At 55.0% G+C, this 21373-nt stretch carries 21 protein-coding genes; 18 read left to right on the top strand and 3 right to left on the bottom strand.

The genetic code is table 11. The features are described 5' to 3' along the window. The first annotated feature begins 199 nt into the window (after window positions 1–199). The 6 genes from MKY58_RS14380 (at window position 200) to pcp (ending at window position 5349) form a co-directional block, all read left to right on the top strand. A complete protein-coding gene (locus MKY58_RS14380; protein WP_339320884.1) occupies window positions 200–1018 on the top strand; it encodes a L,D-transpeptidase family protein in 819 nt (272 codons plus the stop codon). A 240-nt stretch (window positions 1019–1258) separates the two neighbouring features. Then, a complete protein-coding gene (locus MKY58_RS14375) occupies window positions 1259–2095 on the top strand; it encodes a YitT family protein (RefSeq protein ID WP_339320883.1) in 837 nt (278 codons plus the stop codon). 136 nt (window positions 2096–2231) lie between these two features. Then, complete coding sequence (gene pxpB / locus MKY58_RS14370) at window positions 2232–2945, top strand: 5-oxoprolinase subunit PxpB (protein ID WP_339320882.1); 714 nt, start codon at window positions 2232–2234, stop codon at window positions 2943–2945. Next, complete coding sequence (locus tag MKY58_RS14365; protein WP_339320881.1) at window positions 2942–3955, top strand: biotin-dependent carboxyltransferase family protein; 1014 nt, start codon at window positions 2942–2944, stop codon at window positions 3953–3955. The genes pxpB and MKY58_RS14365 overlap by 4 nt, the downstream gene beginning before the upstream one ends. Then, entirely contained in the window at window positions 3949–4704 is a 756-nt protein-coding gene (locus MKY58_RS14360) for a 5-oxoprolinase subunit PxpA (RefSeq protein ID WP_339320880.1), read from the top strand. The genes MKY58_RS14365 and MKY58_RS14360 overlap by 7 nt, the downstream gene beginning before the upstream one ends. 27 nt (window positions 4705–4731) lie before the next feature. Beyond that, entirely contained in the window at window positions 4732–5349 is a 618-nt protein-coding gene (gene pcp, locus MKY58_RS14355) for a pyroglutamyl-peptidase I (RefSeq protein WP_339320879.1), read from the top strand. Window positions 5350–5435: 86 nt separating this feature from the next. Here pcp and MKY58_RS14350 read toward each other — a convergent pair whose 3' ends face one another. Beyond that, on the bottom strand, window positions 5436–6323 hold the full coding sequence (locus tag MKY58_RS14350; RefSeq protein WP_052146942.1) for an AraC family transcriptional regulator: 888 nt from the start codon (window positions 6321–6323) through the stop codon (window positions 5436–5438). A gap of 121 nt (window positions 6324–6444) precedes the next feature. Here MKY58_RS14350 and MKY58_RS14345 point away from each other — a divergent pair, with 121 nt between their 5' ends. The 7 genes from MKY58_RS14345 (at window position 6445) to MKY58_RS14315 (ending at window position 13682) form a co-directional block, all read left to right on the top strand. Beyond that, window positions 6445–7191, top strand: a complete 747-nt coding sequence (locus tag MKY58_RS14345; RefSeq protein WP_339320878.1) for a sugar phosphate isomerase/epimerase family protein — start codon at window positions 6445–6447, stop codon at window positions 7189–7191. Between the two features lie 30 nt (window positions 7192–7221). Continuing rightward, window positions 7222–8316 carry a Gfo/Idh/MocA family oxidoreductase gene (locus MKY58_RS14340; protein WP_339320877.1) on the top strand — a complete coding sequence of 365 codons (1095 nt, stop codon included), beginning with the start codon at window positions 7222–7224 and terminating at the stop codon, window positions 8314–8316. A 188-nt stretch (window positions 8317–8504) separates the two neighbouring features. Next, entirely contained in the window at window positions 8505–9506 is a 1002-nt protein-coding gene (locus MKY58_RS14335) for a Gfo/Idh/MocA family oxidoreductase (RefSeq protein WP_339320876.1), read from the top strand. A gap of 46 nt (window positions 9507–9552) precedes the next feature. Continuing rightward, a complete protein-coding gene (locus MKY58_RS14330; protein WP_339320875.1) occupies window positions 9553–10503 on the top strand; it encodes a helix-turn-helix domain-containing protein in 951 nt (316 codons plus the stop codon). Window positions 10504–10517: 14 nt separating this feature from the next. Then, window positions 10518–11606 (top strand): Gfo/Idh/MocA family oxidoreductase, encoded by a 1089-nt coding sequence (locus tag MKY58_RS14325; RefSeq protein ID WP_339320874.1) that lies wholly within the window; start codon window positions 10518–10520, stop codon window positions 11604–11606. A 159-nt stretch (window positions 11607–11765) separates the two neighbouring features. Beyond that, a complete protein-coding gene (locus tag MKY58_RS14320; RefSeq protein WP_339320873.1) occupies window positions 11766–13013 on the top strand; it encodes an MFS transporter in 1248 nt (415 codons plus the stop codon). A gap of 129 nt (window positions 13014–13142) precedes the next feature. Further along, complete coding sequence (locus MKY58_RS14315) at window positions 13143–13682, top strand: superoxide dismutase family protein (RefSeq protein WP_339320872.1); 540 nt, start codon at window positions 13143–13145, stop codon at window positions 13680–13682. Between the two features lie 58 nt (window positions 13683–13740). Here the strand turns inward: MKY58_RS14315 and MKY58_RS14310 are convergent, their stop codons facing one another. Both MKY58_RS14310 and MKY58_RS14305 read right to left on the bottom strand, forming a co-directional pair. After that, window positions 13741–14541: a cytochrome c oxidase assembly protein gene (locus MKY58_RS14310; protein WP_339320871.1), complete on the bottom strand. Its 801-nt coding sequence runs from the start codon at window positions 14539–14541 to the stop codon at window positions 13741–13743. Then, entirely contained in the window at window positions 14538–15044 is a 507-nt protein-coding gene (locus MKY58_RS14305) for a DUF2243 domain-containing protein (protein WP_339320870.1), read from the bottom strand. The genes MKY58_RS14310 and MKY58_RS14305 overlap by 4 nt, the downstream gene beginning before the upstream one ends. Window positions 15045–15265: 221 nt before the next feature. Between MKY58_RS14305 and MKY58_RS14300 the strand changes: the two genes are divergently transcribed. From MKY58_RS14300 to MKY58_RS14280, 5 genes are all read left to right on the top strand, one after another. Next, window positions 15266–17083 carry an assimilatory sulfite reductase (NADPH) flavoprotein subunit gene (locus MKY58_RS14300; protein WP_339320869.1) on the top strand — a complete coding sequence of 606 codons (1818 nt, stop codon included), beginning with the start codon at window positions 15266–15268 and terminating at the stop codon, window positions 17081–17083. Between the two features lie 63 nt (window positions 17084–17146). Beyond that, a complete protein-coding gene (gene cysI, locus MKY58_RS14295; RefSeq protein WP_339320868.1) occupies window positions 17147–18886 on the top strand; it encodes an assimilatory sulfite reductase (NADPH) hemoprotein subunit in 1740 nt (579 codons plus the stop codon). Between the two features lie 188 nt (window positions 18887–19074). Then, window positions 19075–19428 (top strand): hypothetical protein, encoded by a 354-nt coding sequence (locus MKY58_RS14290; RefSeq protein ID WP_339320867.1) that lies wholly within the window; start codon window positions 19075–19077, stop codon window positions 19426–19428. A gap of 194 nt (window positions 19429–19622) precedes the next feature. Further along, on the top strand, window positions 19623–20117 hold the full coding sequence (locus MKY58_RS14285; protein ID WP_339325156.1) for a cation:proton antiporter regulatory subunit: 495 nt from the start codon (window positions 19623–19625) through the stop codon (window positions 20115–20117). Between the two features lie 4 nt (window positions 20118–20121). Further along, window positions 20122–21342 carry a cation:proton antiporter gene (locus MKY58_RS14280; RefSeq protein WP_339320866.1) on the top strand — a complete coding sequence of 407 codons (1221 nt, stop codon included), beginning with the start codon at window positions 20122–20124 and terminating at the stop codon, window positions 21340–21342. Window positions 21343–21373: the final 31 nt, after the last annotated feature.

The raw sequence follows: 21373 nt of genomic DNA, 5'->3' as shown, positions 1-21373 counted from the left end.
TTTCATAGACAAGCTTTTTCGAGCGCGCTGCAACAATTCCGGATTAAAATCCATCTAAGAGTGATAGGACACCCTCCCCCTCCCATATAATGGCATTAATCACCGGATGAAAGGAGGCTTGCGGATTCTGCGTACTTATCACCGCTCATTCGCAGCAATCATTCTTATCATGTTACTGGGTTGGATCATCCCCCCGCCAGTGCAAGCGGACGCACAAAGCGCGGGCAACGATCTGATCATCGTCAACAAAAAAACGAATAAACTGGCATTTTTCCAAAACGGTTCCCTCGTCAGGGAATTTCGCGTAGCCACCGGCAAAACGGCATCGCTTACGCCGGAAGGGCGTTTTGAAATCGTGAGCAAAATCAAAAACCGTCCGTATTACAAAGAAAAAATTCCGGGAGGAGATCCAAGAAATCCGCTCGGCGACCGCTGGATCGGGCTGGACGTCAACGGAACGCGAGGAACGACATATGCGATCCATGGAAACAACAACAAAAATTCCATCGGAAAGTATGTCAGCGCGGGATGCATCCGCATGTATAACGACGATATTCACTGGCTGTTTCCCAAAATACGGCTCCACACCATGGCCATTATCACATCGTCTAAGCTTTCGTTTGAGGAGATCGCTCGAAACTCAGGTTACCGCTTAGGCGAGCAGAAATTTGAGGGGAGGCTGTTGATCGACAACAAGGAAGCGGATTTGCGTAACGATATGATCCTGTACGATTCCCGGATTTATATTCCGCTCAGGGCTTGCATCGAATTGTTAGGCGGGGAGGTGCTCTGGAACAACCAAACGAAAACGGCGACCCTTCGAATCGGCAGCCGCACGATCGTGCATCAGGCGCTGACGGGTCAAGCGACGGTCAACGGGAAAACCGTCAAGATAACCGCCTCAAGGTACAGGGATAACTCCCTGATGCTTCCGCTGAGAGATTTTTCGGAACTGTCGGGTTATTCCGTCCAATGGGACGGTACGACCAATACGGTTTCCATCCGATCGCCGAAATAAGGATCGGGTATGCCCCCATTCATCCGCGTTTTTCGCGGATTTTTTTTATTTTATGCCTAGCCATGTCCAAGATCCGATCCGTTTATGAAACTTTTTTTCATCCTGCAGCCTGCTGCGGGATTTTTTTTTGCTGAGGCCGGCCTTTTTCTGTTGACGTATCTCAGGCGTCCCTTATAAAATAGGGGAGTTGCGTTTTGAACATTTGAAAATTTCGGATATTGATCAAGGGAAGGCAGTTGCATGAATAGAAAACTCGCGGACATTTTTTTGCTTATCATCGGTTCATTCATTTTTGCGCTCGACATTAATCTGTTCGTCATTCCTCACGACCTGTCCGAAGGCGGCGTCACGGGGATCACGATCATTCTTTACTATTTGTTCAAATGGTCTCCGGGCCTGGTGAATTTGATATTAAACGCGATCCTGCTGATCGTCGGCTATAAATTTTTGGACAAGCAAACGACGGTATACACCATCATCGCCATCGTGTGCAACTCCTTGTTCCTGCATTTGACGGAAGGATGGACGATTCAATCGGACGACGTGCTTCTTAACGCCATTTTCGGCGGCGTATTTGCTGGCGTGGGCATCGGACTCATCGTGCGCGCGGGCGGCACGACGGCAGGAAGCGTCATTTTGGCGCGGATCGCCCATAAATATTGGGATTGGAATATCAGCTACGCGCTGCTCTTTTTTGACCTGATCGTGGCGTTTTCGTCCTATTTCATCATCGGAGCGCAGAGCCTCATGCTTACCATCGTAATGTTGTTCGTCGGCACGAAAGTGATGGAATTCATCATCGAAGGTTTGAACCCGCGGAAAGCGATCACGATTATCTCCAAGGAATACGACCATATCGCTCAGGAGATCAATACCGTGATGGAGCGCGGCGTAACGGTGTTTCCCGGATACGGCTACTATACGAAACAGCCGAAGGAAGTGCTGTACGTCGTCATTAACAAACAGGAGGTCCCGACGTTGAAAAAAATCGTCAAGTCCGTCGACAAGGATGCCTTCATCACCATTCACGACGTCAGGGACGTGTTCGGCGAAGGTTTTATCGACTTGGCGAAATAAAAATAAATCAGGCACGTACAAGGGAAAGGGCTGCGGCAGGCAGCCTTTTTTGTTTTTATTCGGCAATGATTGCGCATTTCCGCGGGTTGCCTCTAAAATAGATTCATGAACGTTGATGTAAAGGAGGCGGGAAGGCATGGGCAATATGGCGATCGAGCCGCTGGGCGAAACTGCGCTGCTGATCCAATTCGGCGAAACGATCGACGAAGGCGTGAACCGGCAGGTTCAAGCGGCGGTGTCCCTGCTGGAGGCCGATCCGTTTCCCGGATTCGTGGAATGCATTCCTTCGTTTGCGGTGGTTACGGTTTATTATGACCCGTTTAGGTTAAACCGCTCCCCGGGAGAAGGAACGGCATTCGAGCATGTCAGATCCCTCGTGCAGAACCGGTTGAACCAGATCGGCGTTCATGCGGAGCGGAAGCGGGACGTGATCGACATTCCGGTCTGTTACGGCGGCGAACACGGGCCGGATTTGGCCTATGTGGCGGAATTGAACGGGCTGGATGAAGCCGAGGTCGTCAGCATCCATTCGGGCCGGGACTATTTGGTGTATGCGCTCGGTTTTGCCCCGGGTTTCCCGTACTTGGGCGGCATGCCGGCAAGCATATCCGCACCGCGGAAAGGGACGCCCCGGTTGTCCATTCCTGCCGGGTCGGTAGGGATCGCCGGAACCCAGACCGGCATCTACCCGTTGGACACGCCCGGCGGCTGGCAAATCATCGGCAGAACGCCGCTCGCCTTGTTTCGGCCCGGGCAGGACCCGCCGGTTTTGTTGAACAGCGGACAGTATATCCGTTTTCGGCCGATCGGCGTTTCCGAATACGACAGACTGGCAGGTGAACGGAGATGAGCATCGAGGTATTGAAACCGGGGCTACTCGTTACCGTGCAGGATCTAGGGCGGACAGGTTACGGCAAATACGGGCTCGGCCGGTCCGGGGCGATGGACGGGTTTGCCCACCGGATCGCCAACTGGCTTGTCGGCAATGCCGAAGGCGAGGCGGCGCTCGAAGTTACTTGGTCCGGTTTTTTGGTGCGTTTCCGTCAAAGCATGCTTGTTTCGATCACGGGCGCCGATTTATCGCCGGAATCCGGCGGCACGCCCGTTCCGATGTGGCGGCCGGTATGGTTTCGTCAGGGAAGCGAGCTGGCGTTCAAACGCCCCGTATCCGGGTGCCGCGCTTATGTTGCGGTTGCCGGCGGCGTGGATGCGCCTCAAGTTCTCGGCAGCCGCAGCACGCATCTGCGAGCCGGCATCGGCGGCCTGAACGGAAGGGCGCTGCAGACGGGAGATGTTCTGCATAACAAAGATTCGGGCCGATTCGGCAGCCCCGCCGCGAGTTCCCGCGATTTCGCGGAGCATGGTTCTTTTCGGGCGGCGCGGTGGTCGGCGGCCCCCCGGCCAGGTTATATCCGCGGGAATCAACCCGTTCGGGTCACGAGGGGGCGGCAATACGATGATTTTCGGGCAGCGGATCTTCGGCGTTTCTTCGAAGATTCCTACCGCGTCAAGCCGGAGTCCGACCGGATGGGCTACCGGTTGTCGGGACCCCGGCTCGAGCTGCGGACTCCCCGGGAGTATCTGTCCGAAGGCGTCGCCGACGGCACCGTGCAGGTGCCGGCCGACGGGCAGCCGATCATCCTCATGGCCGACAGGCAAACGCTTGGCGGCTATCCGAAAATCGCGCAGGTCGTTTCCGCCGATTTGCCTAAAGTCGCGCAGTTGTCCCCGGGTGACGCGATCCGCTTCCGCGAAGTTTCCCTTGACGAAGCGGAACAATTGTACCTGGAACGGGAACGCGGCCTGCGCCGGCTCAAAACCATGATCGACGTCAGATTGGAGGGAATGTTCGGATGTTAAGCGTGGACCTGAATTGCGATATGGGAGAAAGCTTCGGGCGTTATGCCTTAGGCAACGATGCCGAAATGATGGAGTATATTACGTCCGCCAACATCGCTTGCGGTTTTCACGCCGGCGATCCGTCGGTGATGCGGTGTACCGTCCGGATGGCCGTCCAAAGCGGCGTTTCCATCGGCGCTCACCCGGGGCTGCCCGACTTGGCGGGATTCGGCAGACGGCCCATGGAGGTGTCGGCCGAGGAAGTTTACGACATGGTCACATACCAGGTTGGCGCGCTCCAAGCATTTGTTAAGCAGGAAGGCGGCACGCTGAAACATGTTAAGGCGCATGGGGCCTTATATAATATGGCCGCAGCCGATCGGCGGCTGGCCGACGCGATCGCCCGGGCGGTGCACGAAACGGATTCATCCTTGATCCTGTACGGGCTGGCCGGCAGCGCGTTGATTGCCGCGGGCAGGGCGATGGGGCTGCGCACGGCATCGGAGGTCTTTGCGGACCGGACTTACCGGGACGACGGGACGTTAACGCCGAGAAACATGCCGGGTTCATTGATTGCCGATCCGGACCGGGCGGTAGATCAAGTGCTGCAAATGGTTAGGGAAGGCGCCGTTTCGGCTGCGAGCGGCCGGATCATTCCGATCGAGGCGGACACGGTCTGCATCCACGGCGACGGCGAACATGCCCTGTCTTTTGCCGGCAGCCTGCGGTGTGCGCTGGAACGGGAAGGGATAAGGGTCTCGGCCTTATAAACAACTTACATACAGGGGGAAACATCCATGAAAATACTCGTGACGGCGTTCGAACCGTTCGGTGGCGATTCGATCAACCCGACGGAAAAACTGCTGAAGGACATTGGGAAGGAACGGTTCGACGGGGCGGAAATCCATACCCGGCTGCTGCCGGTCGTATTTGACGAATGCGCCGACAAGTTATTGGAAACCGTGGAAGCGATCCGGCCGGACGCGGTCATTTGCTGCGGTTTGGCTTCCGGGCGAACGTCCATTACGCCGGAGCAGATCGCGATCAATCTGAAAGAGGTGCCCAAGGAATCCTCCGTCGGGGACAATAAAGGGAACCGTCCATACGACGAACGCGTGAACCCGGAAGGCCCGGACGGCTTGTTCAGCCTGCTGCCGGTCCGCGAGATGGTGGAGAAGATGAAGGAGCAGGGAATTCCGGCTTCGATTTCGTATTCCGCGGGCACTTTCATTTGCAACAATACGATGTATGCGCTTCTCGATTATATCCGGACGAACCGGCTATCCATGATCGGCGGTTTTGTCCATTTTCCTGCATCGGAAGAAATGGCCGCAAGCAAGCCGAGTTTGCCATCCCTCTCGCATGATACGATGCTGAAGGGTTTGAAGACGATGATTCAGACGATATTGAATTAATGCATTTTATTCTTCGGCCGACGCGGGACTTGCTGCTCGCAGGTTCATGTTACATATGAATACCCAAAAAGCCTGATTCCTTGGAATCAGGCTTTTCCTTTTTTGCGGAATTGATGGGGGGAGATGTTTTTGTACTGACGGAATTGCTGGATGAAATAGCTGGAGCTTGAAAAGCCGACCTCAAGCGCAATATCCGTCATGCTCATATCGGTCGTGAGCAGCAGTTTTTCGGCTTCGGTGATCCGGATGTAGCTGAGGTAATTGGTGAAGGTTTTGCCCATGATCGCTTTGAAGCGCCTCGAAAAATAACTGTAGCTCATATTGCATAGTTTGGCCGCCGTTTGCGCATTGATGTCGTTCATATAGTTGTAGTCGATGTATTCGAAAACCTGCTGCAGCATCCGGTAGTCGCTGTCATTCAGCGAGCGCGAAACCTCCCACCCCCAATGCTGGGGATGCGTGCGGCGCAGAAACCATAGAAAAACGCGGCAGATCAGCGTACGGACGGCCAGCTCGAAGCCGAACCCTTTGGAGGTGAATTCCTCATAGATTTCCCGGATCAGGCCAGGAATGGGCGTGTCGTGGATTTCGGCCGCCGTAAACACCCGCTGTCCTCCAGCGTCCGCAAGCGTAAAAGGGAGGATGTATTTCGATTCCAGGAAGGTGCGCGAGGTCGAGTACAAAATTTCGGGATCGAATTTCACGACGATGTATGAAACGGGCTCCTCCGTCGAATAAATCGAATGGGTTTCGTGCGAGTGGATCAGAACCAGATCGCCGGTTTCGAGCCGATGGCTTTTCCCGCCTAGGAACACCTTGGCTTTGCCGGAAAGGAAGTACAGTATTTCGATATAAATATGCCAGTGGGGGTCCACGACGATGCTTCCGTTTTGGCTGGAATGGATCATGCTTTCGTAAGGATATTGGACAGACCCGTCTTGGGAACGGTTGGACTCGAAATACGGTTCGGTCATCGCTGCAGCACCTCGTTTTTACCATGACAAAAATTTTATATTTTTGAATAGGTTCATTGTATAACGAATCTGCCGATTTTGGTATCCTTACCTTGAATTGAGACACAGAGGAGGCAAGACGGTGGAAAATATAGCACTTCAACTGTATTCCATTAAAGAACTGACAAGCGCCGATTTTTTGGGAACGCTTTCCAAAGTGGCGGAAATCGGTTATGACGGCGTCGAGTTCGCGGGTTATTTCGGCACCTCTGCTTCGGAACTGAAAAAAGCGCTGAATGCTCACGGTCTCCGGGCCGCCGGAAGCCACATCGGCATTTCCGACCTGCAGGACGATCTTGACCGGACAATCGAATACTCGCTGACGATCGAAAGCCCTTACATTATTTGCCCGGGCCTTCCCGAGGAGATGCGCAGCAGCGCCGACAGCTACAAGCGGACGGCGGAAGCCTTCAACCGGATCGGGGAGCGCTGCAAGGAGCAGGGACTTCGGTTCGGCTACCATAACCACGCGGTCGAATTCGAGAAGTTCGACGGACTCACCGGCATCGAACTGCTTGCCCGGCACACGGATCCCGACCATTTGTTTTTCGAGCTGGATACGTATTGGGCGGAGGCGGCGGGATTCCGTTCCGTCGACTGGATCGAATCGCTGAAAGAACGCTGCTCGGTGCTGCATATCAAGGACATGAAAAGCCGGCAGGACAAGCGGAACACGGAAATCGGGTCCGGCATCATGGATTTCAAGGCCATCGTCGAAACGGGCAAACGTTACGGCGTGCAGTGGTACACGGTGGAACAAGAGGAGTTCGAGATGCCTCAGCTTGAAAGCATCAAGGCGAGCCTCGCATACCTTCGACAAATATTATAAATTATGAATCAGAAGGAGATGACTCGGGTTATGGCGGTTAAGGAACAAAAAACGCTCCGCGTCGGCGTGATCGGCTGCGGCGGCATCGCAAACGGCAAACATATACCGAATTTGAACGCGAACAAAAACGTGGAACTGGTGGCGTTCTGCGACATCATCGAAGAGCGGGCGGTCGAATCCGCCAAAAAAATCGGCAGGGAAGACATCGCGATTTATACGGATTACAAGGAACTGTTAAAGGACGAAAGCATCGACCTGGTCCATGTCTGCACGCCGAACAAGTCCCACTCGTTCATTACCATCGCTGCGCTGGAAGCCGGCAAACACGTGATGTGCGAAAAGCCGATGGCGAAAACTTCGGAGGAAGCCAGAGCGATGCTGGAAACGGCCAAACGCACGGGCAAAAAGCTGACGATCGGATATGACAACCGTTACCGTCCGGATTCGCTGCTTCTCAAAAAAATCTGCGAACGCGGAGATTTGGGCGACGTCTATTTCGCGAAGGCCCATGCCATCCGCAGACGCGCCGTTCCGACATGGGGCGTGTTCCTGAACGAAGAGGAGCAAGGCGGAGGCCCGCTCATCGACATCGGGACGCATGCGCTCGATTTGACGCTTTGGCTGATGGATAACTACAAGGTCAAAAGCGTCGTCGGAAACGTATACCATAAGCTCGGCAGCAAAAAAGACGCCGCCAACGCGTTTGGTCCGTGGGATCCCGAGCAGTTTACCGTCGAAGATTCGGCATTCGGATTCATCACGATGGAAAACGGGGCCACCGTCATCCTCGAATCGAGCTGGGCGCTGAATACGCTGGACGTCGGCGAAGCGAAGGCGACGCTGTGCGGGACCGAAGCGGGCGCGGACATGCGCGACGGGCTGCGGATCAACGGCGAAGAGATGGGCCATTTGTACACCAAGCTGCCGGAGCTGAACACGGGCGGCGTCGCTTATTTCGACGGCAAGTCGGAGAGCCAGGCCGCAAGGGAATGCCGGCTTTGGATCGACAGCATCCTGAACGATACCGAACCGATGGTGAAACCGGAGCAGGCATTGGTCGTCACCGAGGTGCTGGAAGCGATCTACGAATCCGCGCGCACGGGCAAAACGGTCTATTTTAAATAGGTTCATAGGAAAAGCTCACCCTTTTATCAAAGAGAGAGTGGGCTTTTTGTCGTCGGGACGGCCTGGCCGTTGCGTCGCAATGTCGCAATATTGAAGCTGATTGTCGCAATGTTACACTGTATTGTCGGTATTTCCTGTGATAGATTAATGGCATGATGTCCTTAAATTAAACATTGGGGTGGCTGAACATGATCAGAATGGGTAAAATTAGCTATTGGCACGTGCATGCTTGGGATTATACGAAACAAGCCCAGGAGCATCCGGACACGGAAATCGTCGCGGTTTGGGACGAAAACCCGCAGCGGGGCAAGGAAGCCGCAGACAAGCAAGGCGTGGACTTCCATGAATCCCTCGACGAAATGCTCGGCCGCGACGACATCGACGGCGTGATCGTGGACGCTCCGACGCGGATGCACCGCGACGTGATGCTGAAGGCGGCAGCCGCCGGCAAGCATATTTTCACGGAAAAAGTGCTGGCGCCGACCCTGCATGAAGCAAACGAGATTTTGGAGGCGGTCAAGCGCCATAACGTGAAGCTGACGGTTTCGCTGCCGCGTCTGAATGACGGGTACACGCTGGCGATCCGCGAAATTCTCGACCAGGAGCTCCTCGGAAAAGTGACGTTGGTACGCGTCCGTTTGTCCCACAACGGGTCTACTGCGGGCTGGCTGCCGGACCATTTTTACAAGCTGGAAGATACATACGGCGGAGCGCTCATCGATCTGGGCTGCCATCCGATGTATTTGACGCGTTTGTTCCTGCAGCAGGAGCCTGTCGAGGTAAAAGCGGAATACGGTTACGTTACGGGCAAAGAAGTCGAGGATAACGCGGTAGCGACGCTGTCCACGCCGTCCGGGGCGATCGGGATCGTGGAAGCGGGCTTCGTGAACAGCTTCTCTCCGTTCTGCATCGAAATTCACGGCACGGACGGCACGCTGCTCTACGGCACGCCTGAGGAAAAGCTTCTCATCCGTACGACCCGGAAAAGCGAATACCGCGACGGTTGGGTAGAGCTTCCGGTGCCGGGGCCGCGTGAAAGCGCGTTCCAGCAATGGGTCGGCCATATCCAGAACGACACGACGGCCGACGAGAACGTGGCGTATGCCCTTGAATTGACGAAACTGATGGAGGCGGCGAACCAATCGGCGCGCGAGCATCGCGGCATTCGTATATCCGATCTTCAAGCTTAAATTTCAGGTGCCGAAATAAAATATATGGAATCAAGGACTGTGCTTCATGATGAACAACTTTCCGTATGAAATGATGACGGAGCGCGCAGACGCTCTGGAACGGCTGGATCTGAAAGTGTATTGGGGGAACTATGAGATTCGCGTCCTGCGATTTCACCTCATTACGTTTCCCCCGGGGAAAATGGTGTCTTTTCACAAGCACGCCGAATACGAGTTTCATTTTATTCCGCGCGGCAAAGGGATGGTCATCCTGGAACAGGAGCCGTTCACGCTGCGCGAGGGCATGTTTTATTTGACGGGACCGGGCGTAATGCATTACCAGGAGGCGGATGCCGAGGAAGCAATGGATGAGCTTTGCCTCCATGTCGATATCGTCAACCTGGCGGAAAAAGAAAAGGGCCAGGGCAGACGCACCCGCCATGCCGCTGATCCGTGGGAAATCTCCGAAGCCCAGGATTGCATGGAAAAGCTTAAAACATTACCGCTCAAACCGGTCATGGACGTTCATCGGGCCATGCCTTATTTCCTGGAGGCTTATCAGGCGGCCCATATGAAATATGCCGGGCTGTATACGACGATCAAACACAGCGTCATCCAAATTTTGCTGCGCGCGGTCAGGGCTTACGAATCGGAGCCGATGGAGGCGCTGCTGCCCGCAAGGGACATGAAGGCTTACCGGTACCAGCTGGCCATGGAATACATCGAAGCCAATTCGGCGGGGGAGATCGTCTTGGACGACGTCGCCGACAAGCTGCATATCAGCAGCAGACAGCTGCAGCGGATCCTCAGGGATCTTGGCGACGGCCGCTCGTTCAGCGAGATTTTGGAGGACTTCCGTCTGAAATCGATCTGCAAACGGCTGACGGAAACGAAGGATCCGATCGACGTCATTGCCGGCCTGGAAGGGTTTTCGAGCGGCAGCTACTTGCATACGGTATTCAAAAAAAGATTCGGGATGACGCCGACGGAATATCGGATGACACACGCGAAAATATAGGGGGATTGGCTTTCGTGGGAAAGATTTATCGGATTGGGATTATCGGAAGCGGCGGCATTGCCGGCGAGCATGTCCGCGCTTATAAACGCATCGAAGACGTGGAAATCGTCGGCGTGGCCGACATTTTGCCGGGACGGGCGGAAGAGTTCATCAAGCGCTGGGATTTGCAGCAGGCCAAAGGCTTTGACGATCACCGCAAGATGCTGGAAATGGAACTCGACGGCGTAAGCATTTGCACGCCGAACGTCGCCCATTACCAGACGACGATCGATTCGCTGCGAGCCGGCAAACATGTCATACTGGAAAAGCCGATGTCGGTCACGCTCGAACAGGCCGTCGAAATGGTGCAGGTCGCAAAGCAAACCGGAAATATGCTGAACATCGGTTTTCAGCCGCGTTACGACCCGAATATGGGACTGATCAAGGATTTGGTGCAGAAGGGCCAGCTCGGCAAAGTTTATTATGTAGAAACCGGCGGGGGACGCCGCCGCGGCATGCCGGGCGGGACGTTCATCCGCCAGGAGATCGCGGGAGCCGGGGCCATGGCCGATATCGGCTGTTATTCGCTCGATCTGGCTTTAAATACGCTCGGGTATCCCAAACCGCTGACGGTGTCGGCTTACACGTCGAACTATTTCGGCACGAACCCGAAATATCATCCGGAGGCGGCCCGCTTCGACGTCGAAGACTTCGGCGTTGCGATCGTCCGGTTTGAAAACGACCTCGTGCTGAACTTTAAAACCTCCTGGGCGATGCACATGGATACGCTCGGCGCCACCATGTTCCTCGGAACGGATGCGGGGATGAAGGTGCTTCCGGGCAGCAGAGGCCCATGGGGAGGCGTATGGGACGGCAATGTCGGCGCGGTATCCATATTCCATGATATCCAAGGCCATCATACCGAAAGCATCATTCCGCTGATCGACCATAAACTAAGCGTGTTCGAGGAAAAAATCAAAGATTTCGTACGCGCGCTCCGCGAAGGGGGGCCGGCGCCGATCCCGGGCGAGCAGATTTTGCGCAACCAGGCGATCCTGGACGGCATTTTGCGGTCTTCGCAAACGAAAAGGGAAGTCGAAATCCATATTCCGGACATCGGTTAATTCCGGCGTCCGAAACCGCAGTCCGCAGCCTGACCCATCAGGTTTCGCGGACTTTTTTTATCCAATGTTCTTGTCATCCTGAGAATTTATGGTATATTTAAACTCCTTCCTTATTTCCCAACATCTCACTCCAAATCGTATTCCAGGAGGACATTTCCAATGCTTTGGCTCAAATGGGACCTCAACCTGAAGATCAGGCTGATTGGGGATTCCCTGTTTAACATGCTCTTTTGGATGTATTTTCCGTTCATTGCGCTTTACTTCAGCGAAGCTTTCGGCAAATCCGTCGCCAGCATGCTGATGATGGTGCCGCCGCTCGTCGGGATGTTCGCCGGGCTTTTCGGGGGGTTTTTGGCCGATCGGCTGGGCCGGCGCCCCGCGATGCTTTTGGGATCGATCCTTCAATCCGTGATGTTTGCGATTTTTGCATTATCCCCTTCCCGCTGGCTCGATTATGTTGCGTATATCGGGGTCGGGCTCGGGGGTTCGATTTTTACGCCGGCCAGCTCGGCGATGGTTGCGGACGTCACGCCGGAAAAGGACCGGCGAATGGTGTTTGCGACGTTCGTAACCGGCAGGAACATCGGCGCGGTGTTCGGCCCGGCGATCGGTTCCGTCTTTTTCATCCATCACCGCACCGAACTGCTGTGGACCTGCACGCTGGTCACGTTCCTGTACTTTTTGACGATCTATTGGAAGATACGCGAAACGCTGCCGAAATCGGCGGAACTCGCGAACGAGAAAGGGAATATGGGCTCGCTGATCGTACGGCAGTTCCGCAATTACGGCCTTATTTTCAAGGATTTGCCCTTTGCGGTGTATATCATTGCGGGGGTGATGGTCACCATCGCTTTTATGCAGCTGGACATGTATCTTGCGGTGTACGTCAAAGAATACGTGCCTGCACAGCCGTTGTTCTCGTTCGGGAGCTGGTCGCATTCCCTGGACAGCACCGGAATTTTCGGCTTGATGATCGGGCTTAACGGATTGTTGTTCGTGCTGTTGGCGGTGCCGGTCACCAAGGTGTTCGAGCATTGGAGCGATCGAAACGTGTTCATTTTATCCTCGGTGCTGTTTGGTCTCGGGATGTTTCTTATGGGTTTTACCACGAACGTATGGCTGCTGCTTGTTTTTGTCGTCATCATGACGGTGGGGGAAGTGTCCCGATCGCCCGTTACGGAAAGCTTCATTAGCAAATATGTACCTGCGGACGCAAGAGGCCGGTACATGGGAGCATCCAACCTTCAGTATTCCTTGGGCCGTTTTATCGCTCCGGCGACGATTTTCCTTTCGACTTGGCTCCCGCCGCTTGGGGTCTTCGGGTTCATCTTTTTCTGCACGCTGGCAAGCGTTGCGTTGTATGTCGTGCTGTTTCGCATTCTTCCCCAGCCCAAACCTGCCGAGTGAAAATGCCGGTGGATGATCGTGGAAACGTCCGCGCCATTTTTTGATCGGATCGGTGTTATCTTTTTCCTGCAAAAAGGACAACCTGTGAACAGGTACCGAAACACATCTACAGGAGGAAGAATAGGCACAATGAAAAAACAAGCGATCTGCCTGAGCGTACTGAGCACACTCGTATTCGGGGCTGCGCCGATGAGCCCGTCCGCATGGGCCCACTCGGAAGAAATGCAAGTGAAAACGAAAATCATCGATTCCAAAGGGACGGAAGTGGGCACGGCGGTGATCACGCAAAAAGCCGATGCGGTGCAAATTCACGTCGAAGCGAAAAACTTGCCCCCGGGGGAGCACGGAATTCACTTCCATGAAAACGGAAAATGCGATCCGCCGGACTTCACGACCGCGGGAGCACATTTTAATCCGCAAGGCAAGCAGCATGGTTTCAAAAACCCGCAAGGGTTCCATGCGGGCGACCTGCTGAACCTCCGCGTCAATGAAGACGGAAGCGTCGTGGCCGATCTGGAGAGCAAAACGGTAACGCTGAAAAAGGGCGCGCCGAACTCGCTGCTCAAACCGGGGGGCACTACCTTGATGATTCACGAAAAAGCGGACGACTACGTGACGGACCCGTCGGGGAATTCCGGCGCGCGCATTGCCTGCTCGGTCATCCGCTAGTTTGAAGCGCAGAATAGAAAAAAGGCAGCCGACCAGTTCGGCTGTCTTTTTGTTTGCCTCAACCTTTGACCTGCGGAAGACGGGGCCGGGGCCGCACGGCAACGTACCATGTCCGGCAAAAGAAAAAGATGAGCACCGCCTCGACGGCATCCCCGCCGTAATACATCAGCATGGCGCCGGCTTCGGCTTCGGATGCGGGAACGCCTGCTGGGGGATGGGCATAAACGTATTTGGACAGGATGCTGTGCCCGGCCAGCGCCAGGATAAGAATCAACGCCCTCAAAACATGGCTGCTTGAATGCGGGTTCGGTTCGTTGCCGAGGATGGCGGAGGAAAATACATACCCGGCGATAAAGAGATGTCCATGAACGGCCAAATAGCAAAACGGGTTGGCGTGCATTTTGCCGAATACATCCGTCGCGTAAAGCAGCCAAAGCCCGCCTATATTCAAAATTCCGGCAACGGCGGGGTGGGTGATGAATCGCAGCGGAGGCATTTTCAGCAAGATTGCAAGCTTCCGCGCACGGGTGACGTCAAGGGCACGCAGCAAAAGCGTGACGGGCCGCGCCAGCGCCATCAGCAGAGGAGCCAGCATGCCGAAGAGGAGATGGCTGATCATATGGGCAACGAAGCCGGAATGGGCTTGCGCCGGAGAAGATGCAAGGATCCCGACGATGGCGGTGGATGCGCCGGACAACCAGAGGATCAGCCGATGCGGCGGCCATCTCCTTCCCCGTCGATGGGACCGGATAAAGGCCAGGGCATAGAAGATGGCGAGGCCCGCCATCCCCGCAGCCAGGATGCAGGCAGCCCAAACGCCGGCGGCTCCGTGATTCAGCGGGGGACCGTCCATGCTCATGGCCGTTTTCCGCCGTTCCTTGCGGCACGGGAGCGTTTGCCGCTCCGGATCAAGAGGATGCCGGCCGCGATCATGGCCGCCGCGATTACGTTCCAAGCCACGTCATAGGGAAGCACGTCCACGTTGTAGCGGATCTGGTGAATCTCCATCAGCTTATGCTGGATGATGCCGTCGTACAATTGGAAAGCGCCTCCGCCCGCGAGCATGCCGCCCCACCAGGACATGGCGTTCAGCCCGTTTTTGCGGCGAAGGTCGGAGAGCATAAAAAAGGCGGCCAGCGTCGCGAACCAGCTAAACGCGTGGAACAGCCCGTCCGATACGAGCCCGACTCCCGTCGTCGATTTATCGTAAAAATGATGCCAATGCAGCAGCTGATGAAATACGGTTTCGTCGATAAAAGCGACGAAACCGAGACCGAACAAAGCGCCGGAGCCGATGTTGCGGAAGCGGAAAGCAGCCGAAGCGCCATTCGAACCGTTCGGCTTGGCATGGTTGAGATTCATCGCTATAAACCCCTTTTGTTTTCTCGTTCGTCATATCATTATTTCCACGAAAAGCATGAGTCAGACGCTCCGCGCCATGATCCTGAAATTTTGGGAAAAAGCTGAAAATTCTTCGTTGACCTCATGCCCGGCCTGTGATAGATTCAAGGAAGTATGAATTAAGTGGATAGATTTACTCGGAATTAATTCGGGGATTCATAACGACGCGAGGTGGGATAGGGTTGGAGCTTCAAGTATCAAACAGTCCATTTAATGAAGAGCAGACAAAGCTATTGAACCAGCTGCTGCCGACGCTTACAGGGGCGCAGGCCAGCTGGCTGAGCGGTTATTTGACGGCGCTGCAGGGCACGGGAGGCATCGCGCTGGCGGCGCAGCCGCAGACCGGGGCGCCTGGCGCAGCGATCCCCGCCAAGGAAGCGACCATCCTTTTTGGTTCGCAGACGGGCAATTGCAGCGGACTTGCAAAAAAATTGTCCAAAAAGCTGTCCGAGCAGGGAGTGAACGTCACGCTGTCATCCATGAGCGATTTTAAACCCGCTAATTTGAAAAAGGTCCAGAACCTGCTCATCGTGGTCAGCACGCACGGCGAAGGAGAGCCGCCGGACAACGCCATTTCCTTCCATGAATTTTTGCTCGGCAAACGCGCGCCGAAGCTGGAAGGCGTCTCGTTTTCCGTTCTGGCGCTCGGAGACACCTCTTACGAATTTTTTTGCCAAACGGGAAAAGATTTCGATCAGCGCCTGGAGGAGCTTGGCGGCACCAGGATCGTTCCGCGCGTCGATTGCGACGTCGATTTCGATGAAGCAGCCGCCGGGTGGATCGATGACGTCGTCCGCAAATTGAGCGAGGGAAGCGCCCAGGCTTCGGCCGCCGCGTCTCTCGCGGGCACGGCTCTCACCGAGACCGAATCGGAATATTCGAGAACGAATCCGTTCCATGCTGAAATTCTCGAAAACATCAACCTGAACGGACGCGGCTCCGACCGCGAAACCCGGCACCTGGAAATATCGCTGGAAGGTTCCGGGCTCCAATATGAACCGGGCGACAGTCTCGGCATCTATCCGGAAAACCATCCCCAGCTAGTCGATGATCTGATCGAGGCGATGGGCTGGAACCCGGAAGAATCCATTACGGTCAACAAGCAGGGGGATTTGCTTGCGCTGCGGAAAGCGCTTTTGCAGCATTACGAAATTACGGTGCTGACGAAACCTTTGATCAAACAGTTCGCCGAACTGACCTCCAATCCGGGACTTCAGGAGCTGGTCGAACCGGGGCATGAGCAAGAACTCAAACGATATATCGAGGAAAGGGATTTGCTTGATTTGGTGCAGGATTACCAGCTGAAGGGCATCCCGGCCGCCAGCTTTACAAGCGTACTGCGCAAGCTGCCGGCACGCCTGTACTCCATCTCCAGCAGCCCGAAGGCAACGCCGGACGAAGTGCATATCACGGTGCGCGCGGTTCAATACGAAGCGCATGGACGCGACCGGTACGGGGTATGCTCCACGCAGCTTGCGGAAAGACTTCAGCCCGGTGATACGCTGCCGGTTTACATTCAGCATAATCCGAACTTCAAGCTTCCGGCGGATCCAGGCGCACCGGTCATCATGATCGGGCCGGGCACGGGCGTGGCTCCGTTCCGGGCCTTTCTGAGCGAACGCGAAGAGACCGGCGCGGAGGGGAAAACCTGGCTCTTCTATGGAGATCAGCATTTCGCCACGGATTTCCTGTACCAAATCGAGTGGCAGCGCTGGCTGAAAGACGGGGTGCTAACCCGCATGGACGTGGCTTTCTCGCGGGATACCGATCAAAAAGTCTACGTGCAGCACCGCATGCTCGAAAAAAGCCGGGAGCTTTACGAATGGCTTCAAGAAGGGGCATACGTGTACGTCTGCGGCGACGAAAAGAAAATGGCCCATGACGTTCATGCCACCCTCGCGGCGATCCTGGAGAAAGAGGGCGGCCTGAGCCAGGAGGAGGCAGCGGACTATTTGCATCGGATGCAGCAGGAGAAACGTTATCAGAGGGATGTGTACTGACAGGAAGCGTAATTTGGCTCCTGCTAGCCAGTGCGACAAGACGTGAGAGGAGATGCGAGATAGATGTCTGAAAATAATCTGTTGTCGAAAAACAGCGCCCCGCACAGCGACGTGGAAGATATTAAGCGCCGCAGCAACTATTTGCGGGGCAGCCTGACCGAAACGTTAAATGATCCGATTACCGGATCGATTCCCGAGGATGACAACCGCCTGATGAAGCACCACGGCAGTTATATGCAGGACGACCGGGATTTGCGCAACGAACGCCAGAAACAAAAGCTCGAACCCGCTTACCAGTTCATGCTGCGGGTACGGGCTTCGGGCGGCGTGGTCACGCCGGAGCAATGGCTTGTGCTGGACCGCATCGCCCAGCAATATACCAGCGGTTCGATTCGCCTGACGACGCGCCAGTCGATCCAGTTTCACGGCATCCTTAAATGGAACTTGAAAAACACGATCCGCGAAGTGAACGAAACGCTGCTGACGACGCTTGCCGCCTGCGGCGACGTCAACCGCAACGTCATGTGCAATCCGAATCCGCACCAATCGGAAATCCATGCCGAAGTTTACGACTGGGCTTGCCGCATCAGCCGCCACCTGGATCCGAAAACGACGGCGTACCACGAAATTTGGCTGGACGGTGAGAAGGTCGCTTCAAGCCAAAACGAGGAAGAGCAGGAACCGATATACGGACGCGTGTATTTGCCGCGGAAATTCAAGATCGGCATCGCCGTGCCGCCTTCCAATGACGTGGACGTCTTTTCGCAGGATCTGGGCTTTATCGCGATCGTGGAGAACGGCCGCTTGACGGGCTTTAACGTCGCCGTCGGCGGCGGGATGGGGATGACGCACGGCGATCCGAAGACGTACCCGCAAGTTTCCAAGGTCATCGGCTTCTGCACGCCCGAGCAGGTGATCGACGTGGCCGAAAAAACGGTGACGATCCAGCGCGATTATGGCGACCGGTCCGTCCGGAAGCATGCCCGGTTCAAATATACGATCGATGACCGCGGCATCGGCTGGTTCATCGATGAGCTGACTTCGCGCCTCGGCTGGAAGCTGGAAGAGGCCAGACCGTTCCGCTTCGACAGCAACGGGGACCGATACGGCTGGGTGAAAGGCAGCGGCGGCAGCTGGCATTTTACGTTGTTTATCCAAAACGGGCGGGTGAAGGACGAAGAAGACTACCCGCTGATGACGGGCCTGCGGGAAATCGCCAAAGTTCATAACGGGGATTTCCGGATTACGCCGAACCAAAACCTGATCATTGCCAACGTCAAAACGCAAAGCAAGAAAAAAATCGAAGCCTTGATCGAGCAGTACCGTTTAATGGACGGCGTTCGTTTTTCGGCGCTGCGCCGCAACTCGATGGCTTGCGTGGCCCTTCCGACATGCGGCTTGGCCATGGCCGAGTCCGAACGGTATTTTCCTACGCTGCTTGGCAAAATCGAGGAGATCCTTGCGGAAACGGGACTTGGCGAAGAAGAGATCGTCATCCGCATGACCGGCTGTCCGAACGGCTGCGCCCGCCCGGCTTTGGCCGAAATCGCGTTTATCGGCAAAGCTCCCGGCAAATACAACATGTATCTGGGCGGCGGATTCGCCGGAGACCGTTTAAACAAGCTGTACAAAGAAAACATCGGGGAAAAGGAAATCCTCGATTCGCTCCGTCCGATCCTGGCCCAATACGCCGAAAATCGGGAGCCTGGGGAGCATTTTGGAGATTTTGTCATTCGCGCCGGCTACGTGCAGGAGGTCCGCGACGGGCAGGAATTCCATGAGCAAAACAGCGTCACGATCTAATGGGTCGCGTAACATGATAACCAATTCAACCAATGGCTCCGCGTTTGGGTCATTGGTTTTTTTCTGTCGCCGCGGATGGACAAACTCCCGAAAATTTCTGGCGACTTTTTGCTCCCGTGGTTTGAAACGGCACTGTCTTTTATGGTAAAATCGATATATATGAAATTTTCACAAGAGGGAGGGATAGGATGCCGGCACTGACCAAAAGACTTCGCATGCTGCTTATCGTTCTGCTTGGCTGCATTCAGATGCTCGCCTTTCCCGTTTCCTTCGAAGAAGAAGTATCCACTGCTTACAACAGCGAGACCGAGACGGTCCACGGCCGAGTTGATCCGCAAACGAAACCCGTCCTGCGCAAAAATTCCTCTTTGATGCAACGATTGATCATGCTGGCCTCGGCGCTGCCGGTCGTTTTCGTGATCCCGCTGCTTTTGCTGCTGCGTTTTCCTAGACCCCGTCTGCCTTTTCGTCCGACCATTTCCATTCGCAAAAGATACCTTCTGCTATTACCCGTCAAATTTACCTCGAGTTACGTGGGTTAACACGCCTTCCATTGAACGGTTTATTTCCTATACCCTCAATAGCAAGCATGATCCTGTTTTTCATGCGTTTCTTTGATTACGCCACGAATTTTTCCGGCTGAAAAAAGAACCGCATCCTAGGCATTTTGCTCGGTTACGGATTATGTGAATATTTTCTCAAACTAAATATCGAACGTTCAGGAGGCTATGATATGATGGAAATTCGTGAATCTATTTTGCCTGGAATCGGGATGAAATATCAGATGGATACGGCCAGCGGCGACCGGATCGTCATCGTGATCCATGACGACGGAAGGCGGGAGCTGTACCATTTTTCGCGGGAGGATGACGATCAAAGCAAGCTCGTGGCGACGCTGGAGGATCAGGAAGCCAGGCAGCTTGCCGCGTTAATCGGAGGCATGGTGTATAAGCCGAAGCAGCTGGAAAGCGTGGAAATGGCATTTGACGATCTGACGATCGAATGGTACCGGATCGAATCCCATTTCGGCTGCATCGGCAAAACCATCGGCGAGCTCCATATCCGGCAAAACTCCGGCGCGTCGGTGATCGCGCTGATCGATAAGAATAAAGGGAAGCTGGTCAATCCCGGTCCGGGCGCGGTGCTCAGCGCCGACGCCACGGTCGTGGCGGTAGGGGAAAGGGAGCAGCAGAAGCGGTTCAAACAAATCCTGATGAACGGAAGCGGGTGATCGGATGGACCATTTGATCTTTGAAATCGGCTTGGCGCTCGGACTTATCGCGCTTGGAGGACTGATCTCGGCGAAGCTCCGTTTTTCGGTCATTCCGTTTTATATATTAATCGGCATGGCGGTTGGCCCCCATGCGACGGAACTGTGGCATTTCGATTTCCGCTTTATCGACAGCGCGCCGTTTATCGATTTTATGGGAAGAATTGGCGTGTTGTTCCTGCTCTTTTATCTCGGGCTTGAATTTTCGGTCGGACGGTTGGTCAAGTCGGGGCGGTCGATCGTGGTCGGCGGTTCGATTTATATCGGCATCAACTTTACGCTCGGGCTGCTGCTTGGATTTCTGGGCGGTTTCCCTGTGGCGGAAGCGCTTGTCATTGCCGGCATTACGACGATTTCGTCGAGCGCTATCGTGGCGAAAGTGCTGGTCGACCTGAAAAGGACGGCCAACCCGGAAACGGAAATGATTCTGGGCATTACGATGTTCGAAGATATTTTCCTCGCGGTGTACATTTCCATTCTTTCCGGTTTTGTGTTAAGCGATTCCAGCTCGATCGGCGGCGTCCTGTTATCGGCCCTCGTGTCGCTTGGCTTTATGCTGACGATCATCATTTTGGGAAGAAAAGCGGTCCCGCTGCTGAACAAGTGGCTGCGCATCCGCTCGAATGAATTGTTTGGGCTCGTCATTTTCGGGGCGTTGTTTCTGATTGCCGGTTTTTCCGAAACCATTCACGTCGCGGAAGCGATCGGGGCGCTGCTCGTCGGTCTGGTCCTTGCCGAGACGGAGCACGCCAAGCGGATCGAGCATTTGATCATGCCGTTCCGCGATTTTTTCGGAGCCGTCTTTTTCTTCAGCTTCGGCTTATCCATCGATCCGATGTCGCTGGGAGGGAATGCGGTATGGCTTGCGCTGGCTGCCGTCGTCATTACGTTCGCCGGAAATTTCAGCGCAGGCATGCTTGCGGGCCGTACGGCGAATTTGTCGCCGAAAGCCTCCGCGAATATCGGACTCACGATTTTATCGAGAGGGGAGTTTTCCATCATTTTGGCCAATTTGGGGAAAGACGGGGGACTGATGGATATTTTGCAGCCGTTTTCTGCGATCTACGTCCTGATTTTGGCCATTCTCGGCCCGATTCTCACCAAGCAATCGCCGCATGTCTATGCGTTTATGAACCGTTGGTTCAAATTCAAAGACAGGCGGGCGCCGAAGGAAGAAGCGCTCTAAGCGTTGCGGATGCCACCGGATCGTGATGTTC

The sequence above is a fragment of the Paenibacillus sp. FSL W8-0194 genome (assembly GCF_037969745.1).
Classification (GTDB): domain Bacteria; phylum Bacillota; class Bacilli; order Paenibacillales; family Paenibacillaceae; genus Paenibacillus_AQ; species Paenibacillus_AQ cookii.
Note: the sequence above shows the minus strand (reverse complement) of the source record. Positions and strands in the feature narration are given on the sequence as shown.